The following is an 18,523-nucleotide window of genomic DNA, read 5'->3' on the forward strand; positions in this document are numbered from 1 at the left end:
ACTCGATTTTTTGCTCTTAATTGTGGATTAATAATAAAGTTGGAAACTTAGTAATAAAGTTGGAAACTTTTTGCAGATTAATAATAAAGTTGGAAACTTTGACTGTACAATAATAGTAATACTGTATTGTTCAGTTTTCTAATGGCTAGAAGCAGATACGATTGGACTCAAGCTAAGTTTGAGCGATATGTAAAAGAAGGACGAGGTAAAGGTAGAGGAAAAGACTACAAGCCTTTGTAGAATTCAACTGAATTTATCCCCAAAGCCCTATTTAGTAAATTCAGGTTAATCTTGTTAATATACCAAACGTACGATTAGTCAAATTATCAAAATTGCTAGTTATGAAAACTTTATCCTGTATAAATTTCAGCAAAGTTTCCAACTTTATTTAATAAGGTTCATTTTTATCTGACCTAACAATAGGCTTTTTAGCCTGCAAAAGTTCCCAACTTTATTGTCACTCCACATTATTGCCAACATAAATGTCAAATCTAGAGCCGCTATCTGGATTTAAGATGTATTTTTTGCCTAGAAGTTAGCGATCGCCCAGTTTCAGGCTGCGTCCGACCTTGAGTACACAAAATGTATATTTCCCAATCTGACTATTAGAGCGATCGCCATAAATCTGGAGCTAATTTGTTTTGAATTAACAGTGATCGCCATTGAATTTGATAAATTAGTGTATTTATCAAACAATTTAAATCAAAATTTTTTTATCTTCTGTAGAAAAAATATCGCTTATTGCAGATTATAATTTGCTTAAAAACTTTACTGGAGCAATAAAATATAATTCTGATAAAATTAGTTTAATTAATAATCTTTGAGTGTTAATTTGCAGTAAGCTCGGAGGATACAATAAAATAGAACTTTTAAGATTTTGCTTGGCACTAACTAGACTTTCACGATTATTAATACTGATCTTTTTTCGATACAGATCTGCACAGTATAGATATAAAATACTATAACTTTGGTTTTTTTGTAGTTTTAGGTCAGTTGTCGCTGTTTGGTAAACTCGGTCTAGTAATAATAAACTTTCTTCCTTGAGCTGTTCAACCTTAGTAGACATCGAATTGGCAGACTGGCGATAATAAATCTGGAATTTAGGAACAACTGCAAAATTAAAATTTTTGGCTAAACGCAAATAAAAATCCCAATCTGCTGTATAGGCAAGTTTAGGATTAAAACCTGGAACTAGATCTAAAACATCTCGATGAACGAGAATATTAGAAGCATTAGTTAAAAAGTTGGTTTGTAGAAGCTGTTGGTAAACATCTCCTCGATAAGAGTAACGAGTTCCTGAAAATAAAGGTTTTCCCTGTTCGTCAATATACTGAGTCCAGCTATAAACCACTTTAGCTTCAGGATTTTGGTATAGTGCTTCAATCTGCAATGCTAATTTATCTGGACTCCATAGGTCGTCTGCATCTAAAAAAGCAATGAATTCTCCAGTAGCATGAGAAATACCGCGATTTCGAGCGGTAGCTACACCGCCATTTTCATAGCTAAAAAGCTTTAGTCGAGGTTCGGCTATATTTTTCACTACCGCTATCGTATTATCTTGAGAGCCATCGTCAATTACAATTATTTCGTAGTCACTAAAACTTTGTTGCTGTAGCGAAGTAATAGTTTCTTCTATTGTCTTCTTGGAGTTGTAAGTGGGAATGATTATTGATATTTTGGACATCTTGGCAAATTTTTAGGTTGAGTTGCAGAGATTAGCTGTAGAGTGCAAAGCGCAATTCACTCTAGAAAAATCAGGAGATAGGCAACAAAGGTTCAAAAGTGATGATTTAGTTAAGATTTTAGGCTAAGACTTAGGCTTAAATTATCTTTAAAATACTGCGTCTGATGTTTTGAATAGTTATCAATGATACTGAAAGAAGTTAAATCATCATAAATTGAAGCTGTGTTAATTTTATCTAAAGCAGGAATACCAGCTACAATAACATAAAAAAGCTTTAAAACTTTATATTTTTATCAAAAAAATATTTATCATTTTTTTGTGTAAAACTTTGGCAAAATCTGGTATATTTATTTTTTAATAATACATTTTTTGAATATATAAGCAATGCCTTGAGCAATAATTATTTTTTCTAAAACAAAGTGATTTAGATGAATATTTGATGATCTAAATAAAGCTATAAAATATTTTTATTTAATTTTGTAATATGCTTATTAGGCATCAATCTTATCAATTATCTATTGTAAACTAATGTAGAATAAAGGAAATTTTGACATCATCGGAGCAAAATTTTGTTCAGCAATTTTTAGGTTTTTAGAAACATTTATGAACGAAAAAGAAATTAAAACAGCATTTGCTAGAGATGGTTTTTTGGTGTGTAAAGGACTTTTCTCTCCAGAAGAAATGCAAATTTTACTCCAAGACATTAAAAATTCTCAAAGAAGATATGGAAAAGATGATTTAACCAAAGGTTCTATGACCTTTAAAAGCAGTGTTTTTTTTCGTAGTCCGAGAATTCAGCAATTTGTTAGTCAACAAAAGATTATCGATCTACTAAAGGTGTTGATTGGTCCCGATATCTGGGTGCGTTGGGATCAGGCAGTTGCTAAAGGTCCAAATTCCGATACTTTTCCTTGGCATCAAGATAACAATTACAGTAAGTTAAAAGATCCTCACTATCAATTTTGGGTGGCCTTAACCGAATCGAATGCGAATAATGGTGGTCTACTTGTGCAACCAGGTTCACATAAGCAGAATTTACTTTATCGATATGATGGATATGAAGTTGTTTATGATGGAGTACCACAAAGCCCTCTCTTAATTACAGCAGAACCTGGTGATGTAGTGATTTTTTCTTCGTTTACACTCCACAGTACGACTCCCAATATCACTCAAGATACTAGATGGGCGTATGTAATCGAATATATGTCTGTCGACCATTACGATCCTTATGTAGAGCCTCCTTACTTTGTCGTTGCTCGAAATGGTAAATCAAGCCCAGAGTTTGTTCATTCATATCGCGGCAAAAACAATCCGCTATCTCGTTTAAAATACTATATTTCTGACTTAAAACAACCTCAAAAAATACTTAAAAAATTAGCCTCCGGCAAGAATTAACCAAATTTTATAGTACAAAATAAATATATAAAAATGACTAATTAGCGAGATAAAGATATATGATTGATCTTTATCTCAGCTAAAGTTTTGTAATAGTTTTGATTAATTCAAGATCTATATTATTTTGAATTCTATCTACGAATAATCCTTTTAAATATTGCTATGCAAGCTACTATCGACGATAAATTTCCAATTCGTGCCAAAAAAGATTTCTTAGTATTTGGCTCACCTCTGATTGAAATTGATGAGATTAAAGAAGTTGTTGCCAGTATGAACACTGGCTGGCTGGGAACAGGTCCAAAAGTGGCAAAGTTTGAGCAAGTTTTTAAAAGCTATAAAAATGCAGACTATGCAGTTGCAGTTAATTCTTGTACAGCGGCGATACATTTGAGTATTTTAGCGACGGGGATTAAGCCTGGTGATGAGGTTATTACTACGCCTCTAACTTTTTGTGCTACTGTAAATGCCATTCTTCATGCGGGAGCAACTCCTGTATTAGCAGATGTAGATCCAGTTACGATGAACATAGACCCTGAACAAATAGCAGCAAAGATAACCGACAAAACAAAAGTTATTCTTCCTGTTCATTTTGCGGGTCGTCCTTGCGATATGAATGCTCTTTCTTCCTTAGTTGCAGACCACGATCTTAAAATGATTGAAGATTGCGCTCATGCAATTGAGACAGAATATCAAGGCCGTAAAGCTGGAACGTTTGGCGACTTTGGCTCTTTTAGTTTTTATGTGACTAAAAATATTACCACTGGGGAAGGCGGAATGATTCTGGCTCGTCAAAAATCTGCTGCTGCTCGTATTAAAACACTAGCATTACATGGAATGAGTAAAGATGCCTGGAAACGTTTTGGTGACGATGGCTATAAACACTATTATGTAGAAGAGTGTGGTTACAAATATAATATGATGGATCTGCAAGCTGCGATCGGAATTCATCAGCTAGCTAGAGTAGAAAAATATTGGCAGAGAAGAGAAGCAATTTGGCAACGATATCTACAAGCTTTTAGTGATTTACCCATAGGTTTACCAGCAAGTCCCGAAGTAAATACCAGGCATGGTTATCACTTGTTTACTATTCTTGTGGATGAGAAAAAAACAGGGATTAGTCGTGACAACTTTTTGAATGCAATGACAGCTCAAAATATTGGCGTGGGGGTACATTATTTGAGTATTCCCGAACATCCTTATTATCAAAAAACCTTTGGCTGGAAACCAGAAGATTATCCTAATGCGATGATGATTGGAAGACAAACGGTTAGTTTGCCATTGTCACCCAAGTTAACAGATAAAGATGTTGAGGATGTTATCTTAGCGGTTAAACAAATCTTTGAGTCAACTAAACATAGAAAAACTATTTAATTTAATCGTTTTTAAGTATAAATTATACGTTGAGCAGCAAAACAACTTGAATATCTAATTTTTGTAGCTTAGGTTGGCGATCGCAACACGGTACTTAGCCAAATCTAGGCCTTTCTTGGGTTTCAAACTTGCCATAAATCCAAACAAATCTAAATTGATGTTTAAACTTTTATTTAAACATCAATTTAGATTTGGCAAAATTTGACCCGAGAGGATTGAGGCAAATATAAATCTGTATAAAGCTGTGCTATGCAACACATATCATACCTAACAGCCTAAATTTGTTTTAGAAGTATGCTCAATTAATGCTAGTTTAATTAAAAGTTAACAAGTCCTTATTCATTGCTTAACTTAACATTCTATTAGCTACTATCCTTTTAGTCACTACTTATTGGGTTTGAAAAAGCAGTTAATTTCCGCAAATTTAAATTTATTTGGCGAACAGACATTGAGTCTGGCAAAAATATATATACCTGCCTTCTTATTCATTTTTTTAGTGTGGTTGACAAGTGAACTTACCAGCATCTCAGTGTATGAATTGGTTTCCGATCCTCATGAAGTAGGACGTATAGCACCATATGTTGGAATAGTTTCTAATGTTGGCCTTTTGTTTTTTTGTTGTACTGCCACTACTTGTTTGTTTACCAGTTATCTGATGCCTGCCGATAATAAGCAGAATAAAAAATGGAGATTATTTTTTCAATGCTCGGGATATCTCATGCTTCTGCTATTAATTGATGATGGCTTTCAGATTCACGAAAACTTTTCCACTTTACTATTTGGAGTGGATGCTAACATCGGGGTAATCAATAAAAAACTGCAAAGTGTATTGGAAACAATTGTATTTGGCTTCTATGGCTCCCTGTTTTGTTTTTACGGTCTTTATTTTAAAAAATTAATCTATCGTACAAAAACTTTATTGCTTGTATTAGCTTTTGGTTTTTTGGGGATGTCTATTCTTGTGGACGTTCTGCCTGAGAATCTTAAAGGTCACTTTATTTTAGAAGAAGGATTTAAATTATTAGGTATTGTCAGTTTAATGGCTTATTATATTAAGTTATGTTATCAAACAGTTAAGAAAACGTTATAATTGCGTTGTCTTGCCTAAGTTAACTTTTAGCGATTGTGTAACTGGTTAGTTTTCATTCTCTTGATTAAAAAATTGATAGTAGATTCCTCTACCATCTGTACCAATAAAAACTAGATCGGTTTCTTGCTGACTAGCTTCTAAAACTAAAATAGTTTTTGCACTATCGCTAATAAAGAAATATCGTTTAGTTTACGCCAAGATTTTCCCCGATCGCGAGATCTAAATAGACCTTCGCCTTGGTTAGCAACTTTGCCATATAGATAAATAATAGGAAAGTCATTGGTTTTTGTTGGTTTCCCAAAGGCAAAAAGTCTAGATTGTTCTATTTGGGGTATGGCAGTGAAATTAATTCCGCCATCTTGAGAAACATAGATGCCATCGCGATCGAGACTTAACCAGACCTCATCTTCTATTCCTGGTACAGTTTTAATAACATGATCCTCAACCGATGGCAAAGAGTTATTAACCCCCGAAAAAGTTACTCCGCCATCATCGCTACCATATAACGTTCCTCCTGCATAGTAATAAAACTTGTTACCATCAACCCCATCAGCAGCCAGAGACTGCGCCCAATTCCAAGGGCCAATAACGCCATCAGGTAATCCTGAAACCTGTTGCCAGGACTTGCCGCGATCGCTATAAAGACTGTCAGTTGTGAGCAAAGCAAAATTAGATAAACTCAGCACTCGGGTTGGTTAAGGTAGTTGACCCGACTCGACAATCATTTATTGTGGGGAGACGGGATAATTAAGCTCAAGGATCGAAATAGTTGTCATTTAATATGGAACTTTTCAACAATTAGCTAACCTAATCAGCATTTATCAGTCAATCGACCTCAACAGGGGGAGGATTTTGACTAATTTGAGTCGCTGAAAGAGTAGTCATAGTAAAAGTCCGCCACCTTTTTTTAACGTACTTGAATTTACCAATGCCTATATCGCCGACGGTAGTCCAAGAGCTATCCCATTGAGCATTCAAACTCTTCCAATAATCACCGCCCATACCAAGTAGATAACGAGCTTTAGATCTATCGTCTGCTAGTCGAGGATTATCAATTACGAGTCTTGCTTGTACGGCAGTATAGATACCAGCTACATTTTTAGGATCGATCGACACTCTACCAGTTGTGGGCCAAAAGTGAAAGTTATATCCTTTGCCAGCTTTAACCGATATGCTATCGTTCTTTTCATAACGGATATCTGCTGATTTGCTAGCATTACCTGCATAATCTTCTCGATATGCTGCACCTTCAACCTTTTGCGAGCTTTGCAAAAGATGCCATTTGCCATCCTGTTTACCGAGCATGTATGCTTTAATATTTTTGATTTGCACTCGGCTGTTAACAGCAGGATTGCCTGTGGCATCTTCGTACAGATGCCCCCATGCCGTCATAGCTTGGAAGTTGCCTGGATTATTTCCCATACTCAAACGAGGTTGAGATGCCCAATCTAAATTTTCTGGAACGCCTTTGGGAATTCCTTCATGGGGGGGAGTCATATCGTAAATGATAGTTTTAACCAAATTTATTTGGTTCATAGTACTTTCATTTACTATAGAAATTGTATTTAGAGTCAGTAAGTTTACTTGGTAAACAACACAGCTAAATACTATGGCAAAGAGACAAAATAGAAAAGATAATTTTTTAATTCGCATATTAGCATATCAATAGATTGAGAAATAGAAAACAAAATCGCATACGCCATTGTACTGTCTAAATTTAAAATTTTATGACTAAAAAAGCTATAAGCTCTATACACTGTAGAGTCTATCGATTTTGCGTTTTATTTAACAGTTCTATTTATCTATGCTATTGTTGAAAAAATTTTACTTTTCAGCGCGATTTTTTTACCTATCGTAATTACATTGCTTAAAAGACAAAGCTTTTGGCAATTTCTACTAATGGCTTTCGTTTGGATTAGAAATTGTAACTCTCCCTTGTTTTAAAAGTGTTAATATCCATTTTTTGATTAACCACGTTATTAAGTCTCTAATTGTACTGGACTTTATTCGCAGGTTTTTGAATATCTTCAATTTTTTCTTGAATTATTTACCGTACAAAGGTTTTTGGGTTGAATGCCTGCCGCGTAGCCCAAATACTAAAAAAAGGTAAAACTATAACATGAGATAACAAAACAGCTGCTGCAACCCAATAAATTCCCCAGCTAACAGCAATTAAAATAGACGCTACAAAAACAACCGTAAATATTAGATCTAAATAAAGACTTACCTGAGTTTTGTTAACAGTATTTAGAAGTATAGAGGCTGTCCAAGCAAAACTACGAGGGATTACTGAAAGACAAATCATAATTAAAATTGGTACGGCAGAAATCCATTTTTCACCAAAAATAATTGGTACATAAACAGGAGCTAAACTTGATTGTAATAACACTAAGGGAACTAAAATTAACGCATTGGACTTTAAGCTACTGTAATATTGTTTTTTTAGCTTATCTCGATTTTCTCTAACTTCACAAAGATGAGGAAACAAAGCTGAATTTAGAGCATAGACGACATTGGTGGTAATACCCGAACCAGCATTGAAAGCAAAAAAGTAACTTCCTAAAGCTTCAACTCCTAAAAATTTACCCACAATTAAATAGTCAAAATTCATTCTTAATTTATTAAGAAGCTCTACTCCCAATAAGTTTTTGCCAAAGTTAGTTATTTCTTGCCAGCCTTCAAGATTAAACTTTCTAGGTGGTCGCCAAGAACTATATTTCCAAGTAATAAAAATCCACACTGGGTTAGACAACAACATCGCGAAAACTATTGACCATATTCCCATTCCCAATAGGGTTAAAATAACGATAATAAGATTACTGACAAAAGATTGTCCAGCATGGCACATTGCTGTAATTTTAAGTCTATTTTCCCGTTCGATAATGGCAGAATTAACCATGAACAATGGGAAAGTCAAATAAACTAAAGCTGATGCACAAAGAGGAAAAATTAGCTTGTTATTATCATAAAAATAGGCAATAGGAAAAGAGGCAGCACACTGAAGCACAAAGATGCCAATGCACATAAACCAATTAAGCCAGTAAGAAGTGTTGGCAATAGTGGTTACATGTCTTTCCTCGGCTTGAATAATTTTGGCACTAATACCATGTTTAAAGGTAAAAATACTGGCAATATCGAAAGTAGTGTAGACAAATGCCATTAATCCATAATCTTCAGTACTAAATACTCTTGCTAAAGTAACTGTTGCACCCAAACGAAAAATTCGATTAAATAGTTCTGCCCCTCCAAGCCAACCAACATTACGTAAATATTTGCCAGAAAATATTGCTTTAAATTTATCGAGCATTTATTTTTATTTATCAATAAATAATTTTAAGTTCCGATTGTTATCGAGGATCGCTAACTAAAAAAGGTTTTTTAAGTAAGGAAATTAAATTATTTACCAGATTATTTGGTAAAGCTTGTTTAAGTAATAATTTAACTAACAATACATAACTATCTTTCTGGCGTAAAATAGTAGGATCAAGGCGGATTGCTTGCCAAAATCTAGCTCTAGCCTGTGCCAAATCTCGAACATCAGAACTATGGTTAAGATATAGTCCCCCACAGTACCAAGCAAAATTAGCCAGACTTTTGTTTTTTAAGGATTTAAGCTCTGCGGGCATAGTTTGATAAACCCTTTCCAAAACACGCAATCCTTCTGTTTCCATGATGTGCGCTTTGGAAGTCATAGTTCCTGCTGTCTTGAGATAAAGAATTTGTGAATCTGGAACTAGGACGAATTCCCATTTTGCTGCTAGTCGCAAATAATAATCCCAATCTTCGCAAGATTTCAGGGTTGGCTTAAACTCTCCTACCGATTCAATTGCTTCCCGTCGAGCCAATATATTAGAACCATTGCCAATGAAATTACCTAATAATAAGTCAGGATAAATATTGCCTGTCAAATTAGATTTCTGCTCAGGGACAAAAGTAATCTTATCGGGATTTTCAGGATCTTGCACCATACAAATTACCCAGCTATAGGCTACTCCTGCTTGAGGGTTTTGTTGTAGTGCCAATAGTTGTTTTTCTAGCTTATCTTTTGTCCACAAATCATCAGCGTCAATAAACGAAATATAATCTCCAGTGGCACGAGATATGCCACGATTACGAGCGGTAGGTAATCCGCCATTTTTATAGGAATAAACCTTGAGTCGTTCATCGCGAACAGACTCTAATAGTTCTAAGGTGCGATCGCTAGAACCATCATTAATGACTATAATTTCTAGGTTTTTATAGGTTTGTTGTCGAATTGATTCTATGGTCTTAAGAATTGTTCGTTCGGCATTATAAGCAGGAACGATCGCTGAAATAGTAGTCATATTACAATCAAGTAATTGTTTTGACGGGAATTAGTTGCCAGAAAATTTTAAGCTGCGACGCAATCTGTAGAAAATGGCTAAAAATTGTCGATAGCCGTCTGTCCCGAAGCATTGCATGATTGCGATCGCTAAAGTTATACGAATATGTTCTTTAGAAAAACGTAGCCAAGGATGATAAAGAAGAGCTTGTTCATAAAAATATTTTGCTTTTTTGTAATCAGGAGCGCGACTTTGTAGAGCTTTCCAAGCAAGACAAAAGTAAGCAAAACCATAGCTTCGCCCTTTCAGGTAATGCAAGTTTGATGGAGCAGAAGCAAATGCTTTTTCAAGAACAATACTAAAACTTTCTTCCATTGCTTGCCAATTTCTGGAAGCACTTGTAGAAGACTGCCGATAATACACTAGAGTTTCTTTTATTACTTTAAAAGGATAAACAGAGGCAATCCTCAACCACATATCCCAGTCTTCAACAAAAGAGCGCAAATTCTGGTCAAACATTCCCACAGCTTCAAAGCAGGAGCGACGAACCATAGCTACACTGCCACACCAAACAATATTGTAACCAATCAGAGTCTTCCAGACATTACCTTCAGCATGACTTTTAAACACCCTCCCTGTCCGTATACCTTGCTCGTTAATTAAAGCGGACCAAGTATAGACTAGTCCTACTGCTGGGTTTTCTTCAAGACAATGTACTTGCTTTTCTAATTTAGTTGATTCCCAAAGATCGTCCGCATCCAGAAATGCTAAATACTTGCCTTGAGCGTAGCCAATACCCGTATTTCTTGCTGCTGCTAATCCTTGATTAGTAGTGTGACAAATAAGTTTGACTCGCGGGTCTGTTATTTGGGAAACCCACTTCTCAGTTTTATCCGAGCTACCATCGTTAACAACTATCACTTCAAAATCAGCGAAAGTTTGACTTAGTACAGTTGCCATAGTTTCGGGAAGATAAGTCATGGCATTGTAGGCTGGAATAATAATAGAAATATTTGGCATCTTTTTGTTACTAAAAATTGATTTGAAATATCATTTTTACAAAGTTCATTTTCATTACTTTTGTCCCACTAATATCACTCCCAATAATGCCCTTATCGGTAAAAAATTTCCTAGTTTGTTCCTTAGCTTAAATGGTATTGATTTCAAAATATTTTCAATTATTTTAATTATAAATAACGGAAATCTTAAATAAATTCCCTTTCCACCTATATAAGCTATCAACTTAGAAAAACCAACCTGATAAAAAAGATCGGAAAGCTCAGTTTGAGTATATTCTTTCAAATGAAATCCTGTTGCTTCTTCATCAAAATATTTAGAAACATCGTGTGGTCCACACAACCGATTTGGTGTGATGCAAATATATACACCTCCAGGAGTAATAGATTGATAAATATTATGTAGTTGTTCTAAAGCATCGTCAGGATGTAAATGTTCCATTAACTGATTACTATAAGCAATAGTTATAGTATTTTGAGAAAGGGGAATGCTGCAACCATCAGAAATAATTAATTTAGAATTTTTAGGATAGGCTGAATGTTGAACAATTTCTGGAGATACATCAACTGCATAAACTTTTTTTACCCATTTAGCTACCTCAAATGATAAACAACAATCTCCAGGTCCGACTTCAAGAAAGATAGAGTCGGGTTTTAAATATTTAATTAATAGACGCATCTTTCGCGATACTTCTTTAGCAGAAGCTACAGGATCGGCTTTTCGATTTATCTGCGGATGACTAGGAACTTGCTTAAATAATTCATCATAAAGAGCATTGTATAAATATTGTCTTTCTTCCTTACGAGAATTTCGTAATTTAGTAGCTAATTCCTTTTCTATTTTGTAGTGTTCTTTAATTTGTTGAAGTGTTCTGTTATCGTCCTCAAATCTTTTTATATTCATTAAAATATTTCCATAATTATGTATGCGAACTAGTTAGCATGTATCTGCTAATACGCTTCCAATTTTTGTTTAGTTCGATTAAATAAAAAACTTTTTTCTTTAAAGGCAATTCCTAAAATTACTAAACCAGGCCAATAAATATAAGTTAAACCATCAATATTTTCGCCAAAACTAAAGATTATTATTACTAAAAGAAGGCTCAAGCCTACTTGTGCTATTTGGGAGTTTTGGGCTTTAAAGACTAGCTCGATCAAACTCCAAACTAAAGGTATGGCTAAACTCAAACAACCAACTATACCATGAGCGTAGAGAAGGCTAAACCAAGTATGGTGAGTTCCGATAGGCAGATTAGCTGTTACTATTGGTCCGCTTGCGCTAATCGAGCCATGTCCCCAGACTGGAGCTTCATTCTGCCAGCGATATAAAGCCATTCTTTGTAAAACACTTCGAATTTTAGAAGAACCAGGTCTGGTATTGGTAAATTCTTCTTTAAAAGCATTCATCGCATTAATGAGTGTCGGTGCTAAGAAACCTCCGCCAAAAGCAACCAATCCAGTTAGTAACTGTATTAAAGGACGAGAGATATTAGATAACAACCAACTTAAAAACCAAGCTAGAGGTAAACAAATAATTGCCAACCGAGAAACAGAACCTACTACCATTGCAACTGCGCCAATCATTCCCAAGCATCTCAATTTACGATTTTCTTCCTGCCATGCGAGAAAAAAATAAATATTGGCAACTAAGCCTAAAGCAGGAGCCCAAGGAGTAAATAATACTAAACGAAACTCGGTTCCATTATCCAAAAGACTGCCAAAAATGTACACATTATAAAATTCGCCCCCACCAAAAATTTGCAGTGGAGACGTATAAATCACATCGGGCATTCTTACAACACTGGCTATCAATACCATAAATATGCTTTGTATACAGAGAATGCAAACAGCCCGATAAATTAATTGAGGACGAATCTTAAAACTGCCAACTAGCATAAATACGGGAAACAGAACCCAAGTTCTCAACCATCGGTTCACTGAAGAACTGATTAATTTTGTCAAACCCAAGTCAAAATTAGAATGCCCTACAATCAAAGCTACTTCAATCATCAAAATTCCAATAATCCACAACCAGACAGTGAAGGGTATAGTTATTTTTTCTTCTGAAGAAATTGTGTCCGTTTGATTCCACCATTGCCAAAAAAGATATAAAACCAAAAAATATCCGAGTAATGATGCGAGTAAGTATTGCCCTCCCAAATAGTAGATAGGATACGTTCCAATTATGTAAGACCAAATCAATTTTTCTGGCAGATTTTGGGGTTCTATTAAATTGCCGCTCATTTTTTACTCGCTACTGAATTGTTAGAATGATTAAAGCTTGGCAGCAGATTTAGTTCGAGTTTTTCTTCTTTTTGTGCTTGCCGATTTTGGCGATCGCGCCACCACAGCGAAAACAATCCTGTAGTTAAGAAAAAAGAACCCATAAAAGAACCTAAAAGCACAAAATTTGACTTCAGACTGCTAGGTTCATCTGGAATACTAGGTTTACTTACTATTTGGATCCGAGGATAAGAGGCAAAAATATCTGATTTACTCAAATCTAGTTTGGTCATGGTAGAAGAAAAGACTGCTTCTGCAATTTGAACATCGCGTTGAAGATTAGCTAAATTTGACTCCTGCGGGGACAAACTTGACAATCTATTTTCTAAATTCTTAATTTGCTGCTCTAATTCTCGAGCGCGATCTTGAAGACCTTTTTGCTGTGTTTGCTGTGAGATTAGTTCTTGAAATAGAACTGCTCTTTTTGAACCATCTGAACTACTACTATTCAAACTCAATCGTTCTAAGAAAGACTGAGAAACAGATCTATTTAGTAAAGACTGACCTCGTTGCACGAGTGACGACAATACTTCATTTTTTTCTGCTTGTTTGTCAATTACAATCGGATTAGCCGATAAAAACTTAGATTCCAAATTAACTAACTCACCATTTATTCGGCTATAATCGCTCAAATATTGTTGAAATAGCGGATCGGACTGAAGCACAAAGGCATCAGCAGCTTCTCGAGCAGATAAACCCAGATTGACTGACAGCTCTTGTAAACTGGCATCTATTTGCTTTAGTTCTGCTAAAGTTTCCGCTTTCTGTAATCGCAAGTTTTCAATATTGGTGGATAAATTTTGCATTTGTTCTCTCGAACTAACAGGTGCAAGAGTTTTATACTTAGACAGACGTTGCTGTGCTTTTTGCAACTGCTTTTTTGATGAATCGAGAGTTGCCTGCAACTTCCAATCTTGCTGCTCAATTTCTTGTTCTCTAAGTCGATCTAATCTCGCTTCCAAAGCATCTTGGAGAGCTAACGCCTTTTTATAAGCTTTTTGGGGAGTTTCTCCTTCAATCTCAAACTTCATTAAGGTGGTATTATCCACAATGTTGATTTGAGGCTTTCCTAATTCTCCAATCGGAATATAGAGTTGACTTGCTGCTGCTTCTCGAACTTCTGTTGTTTCAGCCAGAAATTTATAGTTTTCTCTGGGATCGGAAACATCGCTATTGCTGAAGGGAGAATCGCTTTGAGAAGAAGCATTGGCAATTTCGGGTAAATTGACATTGGTAGAGCTGCTGCCTGTCGGAAGGCTAATTGCCCATTCGCTCTTATAGGTGGGAGCTTTCAGAATTAGATAGGCTAAAGCTGCTGTCCATAATAAAGTATTCCCAATCAGCCATATTGCTAAATAAGATTTCCGACTTCTATGAAAGCGACGTAAACTAAACCCGGTTTCGAAGTTTGCAAGGTTTACGGTTTTTACAGATGAACGAATTGCACTTATTTCTGAGGGTTTTGGCTTTCTAGATTCGCTCGTTTTTGTTGGTAGCAAATTTAAATTGAACTCTGGGATTTGAGACAGTGTTTGATTCAATAAACCCGGTCCAATTTGAGCATAGCCTCTGTGTACAAATCTAATCACTGCTATTAATTCGTCAAGAGGAGGAACTTTGATTAAATAACCAGTTGCTCCAGCCTTTATCGCCTGATCTAGGTAGTAAGCTTCATCATGCACACTTAAAACAATTACTTTAACTCTAGTAAATTGCTCACAGATAATACGCGTTGTGGCAATCCCATCTAAACCAGGCATTTCCAGGTCAATCAAAACCAAGTCTGGATGCAGCTTACCAACTTGCTCTATGGCACTATAACCATCACTAGCAGTACCCACAATTTCCAAATCTACTACAGGCTCTAACCAAACCCTAAGGGATTCTCTGAAAGTTTTTTGATCGTCAACTAATAAAATCCGAATCATATTATTTTTTGTCAAAAAGTTAGCTCATTTCGACGGTGAATTGGCTTAATTTGATTGCTATGAAAATCTAACTAATAAATTTACTTTTTTATAAAAAAGAGTTTGAAATTTTAGTAATTTATACTCAGCAATATACATTTAAAGCCTACTTTTGTAAATATAGATTCAAATATGTTGCATTTTGTATAAGCTTTGTAGTGTAGTGTATGGTTTAGCTCTTTACATAGTCATTGGAATACATATGAACTACAAAATGAATAGTGAGTTATTACTAATTTTGTGATTATAACGATACCGATTAATCAGACAAAGAAGTAGTTGTTCATCGCAACATCACATTAATTAAAAATATTGCTTGAAACATAATATAATCTATGATAATCTTTATCAGTATAAGCTTTTAAAATAAACACTTAATTTATATTATATATCTGCGAACCATTTTGGGTACGTACTACTCAAAACGCGCATATAAATTGATTCTGTTGCTTATGCATATCCATAACTTACATAAGCTTATGTAATTGATTGTGAAAAAACATGAAAAATAAGCCCACACTATCAATTTTCTACCAGTTTAATCCTTGGAGTAGTAGCATTGGTGGGATTCAAACTTTTGTCTGCTCTTTTTTAAAGTATGCTCCTCCAGAGTTTGAAGTCAGGCTTATAGGCACTGGAGACAACGATACAGCTATTGGACAGTGGCAAAAAAAAGAATTTGCGGGTCGAGAAATTCAATTTATGCCCCTAATCAAAATCGAAAACGATGATGTTCGGCATTTAATTCCCACAACTTTAAAATATACAGCTGCTCTACTCAAACATGATTTTGCCTCGGATTTCATGCACTTCAATCGTATTGAAGCAGCTTTAGCGACTAGTAACTGGCAAGGAGAGAAAACTCTTTTAGTTCATAATGATATCCAAAAACAAATGGATCCAGTTGCTGGTAATAACGCGATTCTTTGGCAAAAGTTTCCCACAGCTTATTTCGCTTTAGAAGGCTGGTTAATCAAGCAGTTTGATTACATCTATTCTTGTCATACTCAGACAGCCGAGTTTTATCAGCAAAAATATTCCCAACTAGCTGACAAGATTAGCTATCTCAAAAATACAGTCGATGAAGAGCGATTCTATCCTTTAGATTTTGCAACCAAACAAAAGCAACAGCAAGCATTAGCAACAGAAATGGGGTTGCCTGAAGATACTCGTTTCATCCTTTTTGCTGGTCGTCTTCATCCCCAAAAAGATCCTTTGTTACTGATTGAGGCTTTTGCTGTTCTTAAACAACCTAAGGTTCACTTATTAATGGCTGGTGCAGGAGAATTAAAATCGCAAATAAAGGCAAAAATAGACGATCTTGGTTTAGCACAACAGGTGACAATGCTAGGAGCAGTACCTCAAGATAAATTAGCTTCTTTACACCAAGTCAGTAGTGTTTTTGTTCTTTCCAGTGTTTATGAGGGTTTACCCCTTACGGTTTTAGAAGCACTATCCTGCGGTACGCCAGTAGTTACTACCAATTCAGGAGAAACGCCAGACTTCTTAACTAATGATAGTGGCATTGTTTGCGACCAAAGAACGCCTCAAGCGATCGCAGCCGCGCTCAGGCAAGTCTTACAACACCCAGCAAAGTATCCCCCTGCCGCCTGTGTCCGAACAGCTAAGCCCTACAGTGCCAAAACAGTCGTAGGCGAAGTTTATCAAAATATGCTGGAGAGATGGGATCAAAGCTCAGCCTCGAATACCTTAACGAATCAGCCAATCGCTAAAAAACAATTCGTTTAAAAAATCCTTTTAGAAAAATTGTAACTTAAAAATATGAAGATAGCCGTTATTGGAGTCAAGGGACTACCTGCTAATCAGGGTGGGATTGAACATTACTGTCAGGCACTCTATCCCCGAATGGTTGAACTAGGACATACCGTAGATTTGTATTCTCGTTCCAGTTATACAAAGCAGCCTTGGTTCTCTATTCGCCAATATCATGGAGTACGAGTAATTTGCATCCCTTCATTGCCGTTTCGAGGGCTAGATGCTTTAACTAACTCGGCTTTAGCTGCGATCGCAGCTACATTAAAAGACTACGATATTGTTCACTTTCATGCCCTAGGACCTTCCTTGTTTAGTTTTATCCCTCGGTTGTTATCCTCGGCCAAAATCATTGCAACCTGTCAGGGATTAGATTGGCAGCGAGGAAAATGGGGCAAGTTATCTAGCCGTATTATTCATTGGGGAGAAAAAGCGGCAGCTAAGTATGCTCACAATGTAGTTGTAGTTTCCCAAGCCCTAAGAACATACTTTGAAAAAACTTATGAGATCGAACCTATATATATTCCTAATGGACCAGGGATATATGCAAAATCCGATCCAAATTTTTTGTGTGTTAGGTCTTTTGATTTGAAGCCAGGCAGATATTTACTTTTTGTCGGTCGGTTAGTACCTGAAAAACGACCAGACTTATTAATAGAAGCGTTTAAAAGACTGAAGCGATCTAACTGGAAATTGGTTCTAGCAGGGGGGGACAGCGACACCACTGAATACATCAGTAAACTGATGAAATTATCTGGTAATAATCCTAATATTGTTTTTGCAGGAGAACTTCGAGGTAGTAGTTTAGCAGAAATGGTGAGGGGGGCAGGTTTATTTGTCCTACCCTCAGATCTTGAAGGATTGCCTTTAGCGATGTTGGAAGCGATGCGGGAAGGTGTACCCGTAGTTGCTAGCGACATTCTTCCTCATCAACAGTTGATTGGTAGCGATCGCGGAGTTTTATTTGATTCGGGAAGTGCAATTTCCTGCTCCGAAGCTCTAGATTGGGCAATTGATCGACCAGAAAAATTAGCTGTCATGGCGAGAAATGCACGAGAGCATATCAAGGCTAACTATGACTGGGATAAGATCACCATTGATAATTTATCTGTTTACGATCGAGACTTTAAACTAGATTCTTCAGGAAAAATTACTGGTTCAACCGCTGCCAATTCTCAGGTTACATCGCTGAAAGCAAAAGTTACGCAATCATAAAATCATCAAGAGTTTCAGTCGAGTAATTAACGGAAAAAAATCAAAATTTTCGCAGGCGATCGCGCGTTGGGCATAAATCCTTATTATGTTGCCGAAAATTGATGGTTTACGTTTGTTAGAAAATATTTGTTCGGCAAAAATTCTGACTCCTGTGTTGTTGTTAACAGTAGCGGTATAGCTGCTCAAGATTTGCCTTACTTGTTCGATCGCTTTTACCGTCGCGATCGCGATCACGACATTCCAGGTGCGGGTTGGGGACTAGCGATCGCTACTTTAATTGCCCGTTGTCATGGTGGTCAAATTTCTGTCACTAGTCAAATACATATGAACTAACTACCTTTAAAGTTAGCTTACCTATGTTTAATAGTTAGCATTGCCAAATCGGGAAAGGGTAAATAAGAGAATAGTTAGAATGACATTCTCAG

Annotated in this window: 15 protein-coding genes; 6 read left to right on the top strand and 9 right to left on the bottom strand. The window is 35.9% G+C overall.

The window, feature by feature from the left end:
- Positions 1–748: 748 nt before the first annotated feature.
- On the bottom strand, positions 749–1,684 hold the full coding sequence (locus tag V6C71_16800; protein HEY9770120.1) for a glycosyltransferase: 936 nt from the start codon (positions 1,682–1,684) through the stop codon (positions 749–751).
- 603 nt (positions 1,685–2,287) lie between these two features.
- On the opposite strand from V6C71_16800, the gene V6C71_16805 reads away from it, so the two are divergent.
- The 3 genes from V6C71_16805 (at position 2,288) to V6C71_16815 (ending at position 5,540) form a co-directional block, all read left to right on the top strand.
- Complete coding sequence (locus V6C71_16805) at positions 2,288–3,079, top strand: phytanoyl-CoA dioxygenase family protein (protein ID HEY9770121.1); 792 nt, start codon at positions 2,288–2,290, stop codon at positions 3,077–3,079.
- Positions 3,080–3,241: 162 nt separating this feature from the next.
- Positions 3,242–4,450 (top strand): DegT/DnrJ/EryC1/StrS family aminotransferase, encoded by a 1,209-nt coding sequence (locus V6C71_16810; GenBank protein HEY9770122.1) that lies wholly within the window; start codon positions 3,242–3,244, stop codon positions 4,448–4,450.
- 397 nt (positions 4,451–4,847) lie between these two features.
- Complete coding sequence (locus tag V6C71_16815; protein HEY9770123.1) at positions 4,848–5,540, top strand: hypothetical protein; 693 nt, start codon at positions 4,848–4,850, stop codon at positions 5,538–5,540.
- Between the two features lie 143 nt (positions 5,541–5,683).
- On the opposite strand, the gene V6C71_16820 is transcribed toward V6C71_16815, so the two are convergent.
- The 8 genes from V6C71_16820 to V6C71_16855 all read right to left on the bottom strand — a co-directional run bounded on the left by V6C71_16820 (position 5,684) and on the right by V6C71_16855 (position 15,071).
- Positions 5,684–6,202, bottom strand: a complete 519-nt coding sequence (locus V6C71_16820; GenBank protein HEY9770124.1) for a hypothetical protein — start codon at positions 6,200–6,202, stop codon at positions 5,684–5,686.
- Between the two features lie 163 nt (positions 6,203–6,365).
- Entirely contained in the window at positions 6,366–7,076 is a 711-nt protein-coding gene (locus V6C71_16825) for a hypothetical protein (GenBank protein ID HEY9770125.1), read from the bottom strand.
- Between the two features lie 511 nt (positions 7,077–7,587).
- Positions 7,588–8,847, bottom strand: coding sequence for a lipopolysaccharide biosynthesis protein (locus V6C71_16830; GenBank protein HEY9770126.1), 1,260 nt, complete (start codon positions 8,845–8,847; stop codon positions 7,588–7,590).
- A gap of 40 nt (positions 8,848–8,887) precedes the next feature.
- Positions 8,888–9,865, bottom strand: a complete 978-nt coding sequence (locus V6C71_16835) for a glycosyltransferase (protein HEY9770127.1) — start codon at positions 9,863–9,865, stop codon at positions 8,888–8,890.
- A gap of 30 nt (positions 9,866–9,895) precedes the next feature.
- A complete protein-coding gene (locus V6C71_16840) occupies positions 9,896–10,864 on the bottom strand; it encodes a glycosyltransferase family A protein (protein ID HEY9770128.1) in 969 nt (322 codons plus the stop codon).
- A 54-nt stretch (positions 10,865–10,918) separates the two neighbouring features.
- On the bottom strand, positions 10,919–11,764 hold the full coding sequence (locus V6C71_16845) for a class I SAM-dependent methyltransferase (GenBank protein ID HEY9770129.1): 846 nt from the start codon (positions 11,762–11,764) through the stop codon (positions 10,919–10,921).
- Between the two features lie 47 nt (positions 11,765–11,811).
- A complete protein-coding gene (locus tag V6C71_16850) occupies positions 11,812–13,104 on the bottom strand; it encodes an O-antigen ligase domain-containing protein (protein HEY9770130.1) in 1,293 nt (430 codons plus the stop codon).
- Positions 13,101–15,071, bottom strand: coding sequence for a response regulator (locus tag V6C71_16855; protein HEY9770131.1), 1,971 nt, complete (start codon positions 15,069–15,071; stop codon positions 13,101–13,103). The genes V6C71_16850 and V6C71_16855 overlap by 4 nt, the downstream gene beginning before the upstream one ends.
- A 540-nt stretch (positions 15,072–15,611) precedes the next feature.
- Here V6C71_16855 and V6C71_16860 point away from each other — a divergent pair.
- From V6C71_16860 to V6C71_16870, 3 genes are all read left to right on the top strand, one after another.
- On the top strand, positions 15,612–16,859 hold the full coding sequence (locus tag V6C71_16860; GenBank protein HEY9770132.1) for a glycosyltransferase family 4 protein: 1,248 nt from the start codon (positions 15,612–15,614) through the stop codon (positions 16,857–16,859).
- Positions 16,860–16,892: 33 nt separating this feature from the next.
- Complete coding sequence (locus tag V6C71_16865) at positions 16,893–18,098, top strand: glycosyltransferase family 4 protein (protein ID HEY9770133.1); 1,206 nt, start codon at positions 16,893–16,895, stop codon at positions 18,096–18,098.
- Positions 18,099–18,224: 126 nt separating this feature from the next.
- Positions 18,225–18,431, top strand: a complete 207-nt coding sequence (locus V6C71_16870) for a sensor histidine kinase (protein ID HEY9770134.1) — start codon at positions 18,225–18,227, stop codon at positions 18,429–18,431.
- The last annotated feature ends 92 nt before the right edge of the window (positions 18,432–18,523 follow it).

It is taken from the genome of Coleofasciculaceae cyanobacterium (assembly GCA_036703275.1).
In the GTDB taxonomy this organism is placed as follows: domain Bacteria; phylum Cyanobacteriota; class Cyanobacteriia; order Cyanobacteriales; family Xenococcaceae; genus Waterburya.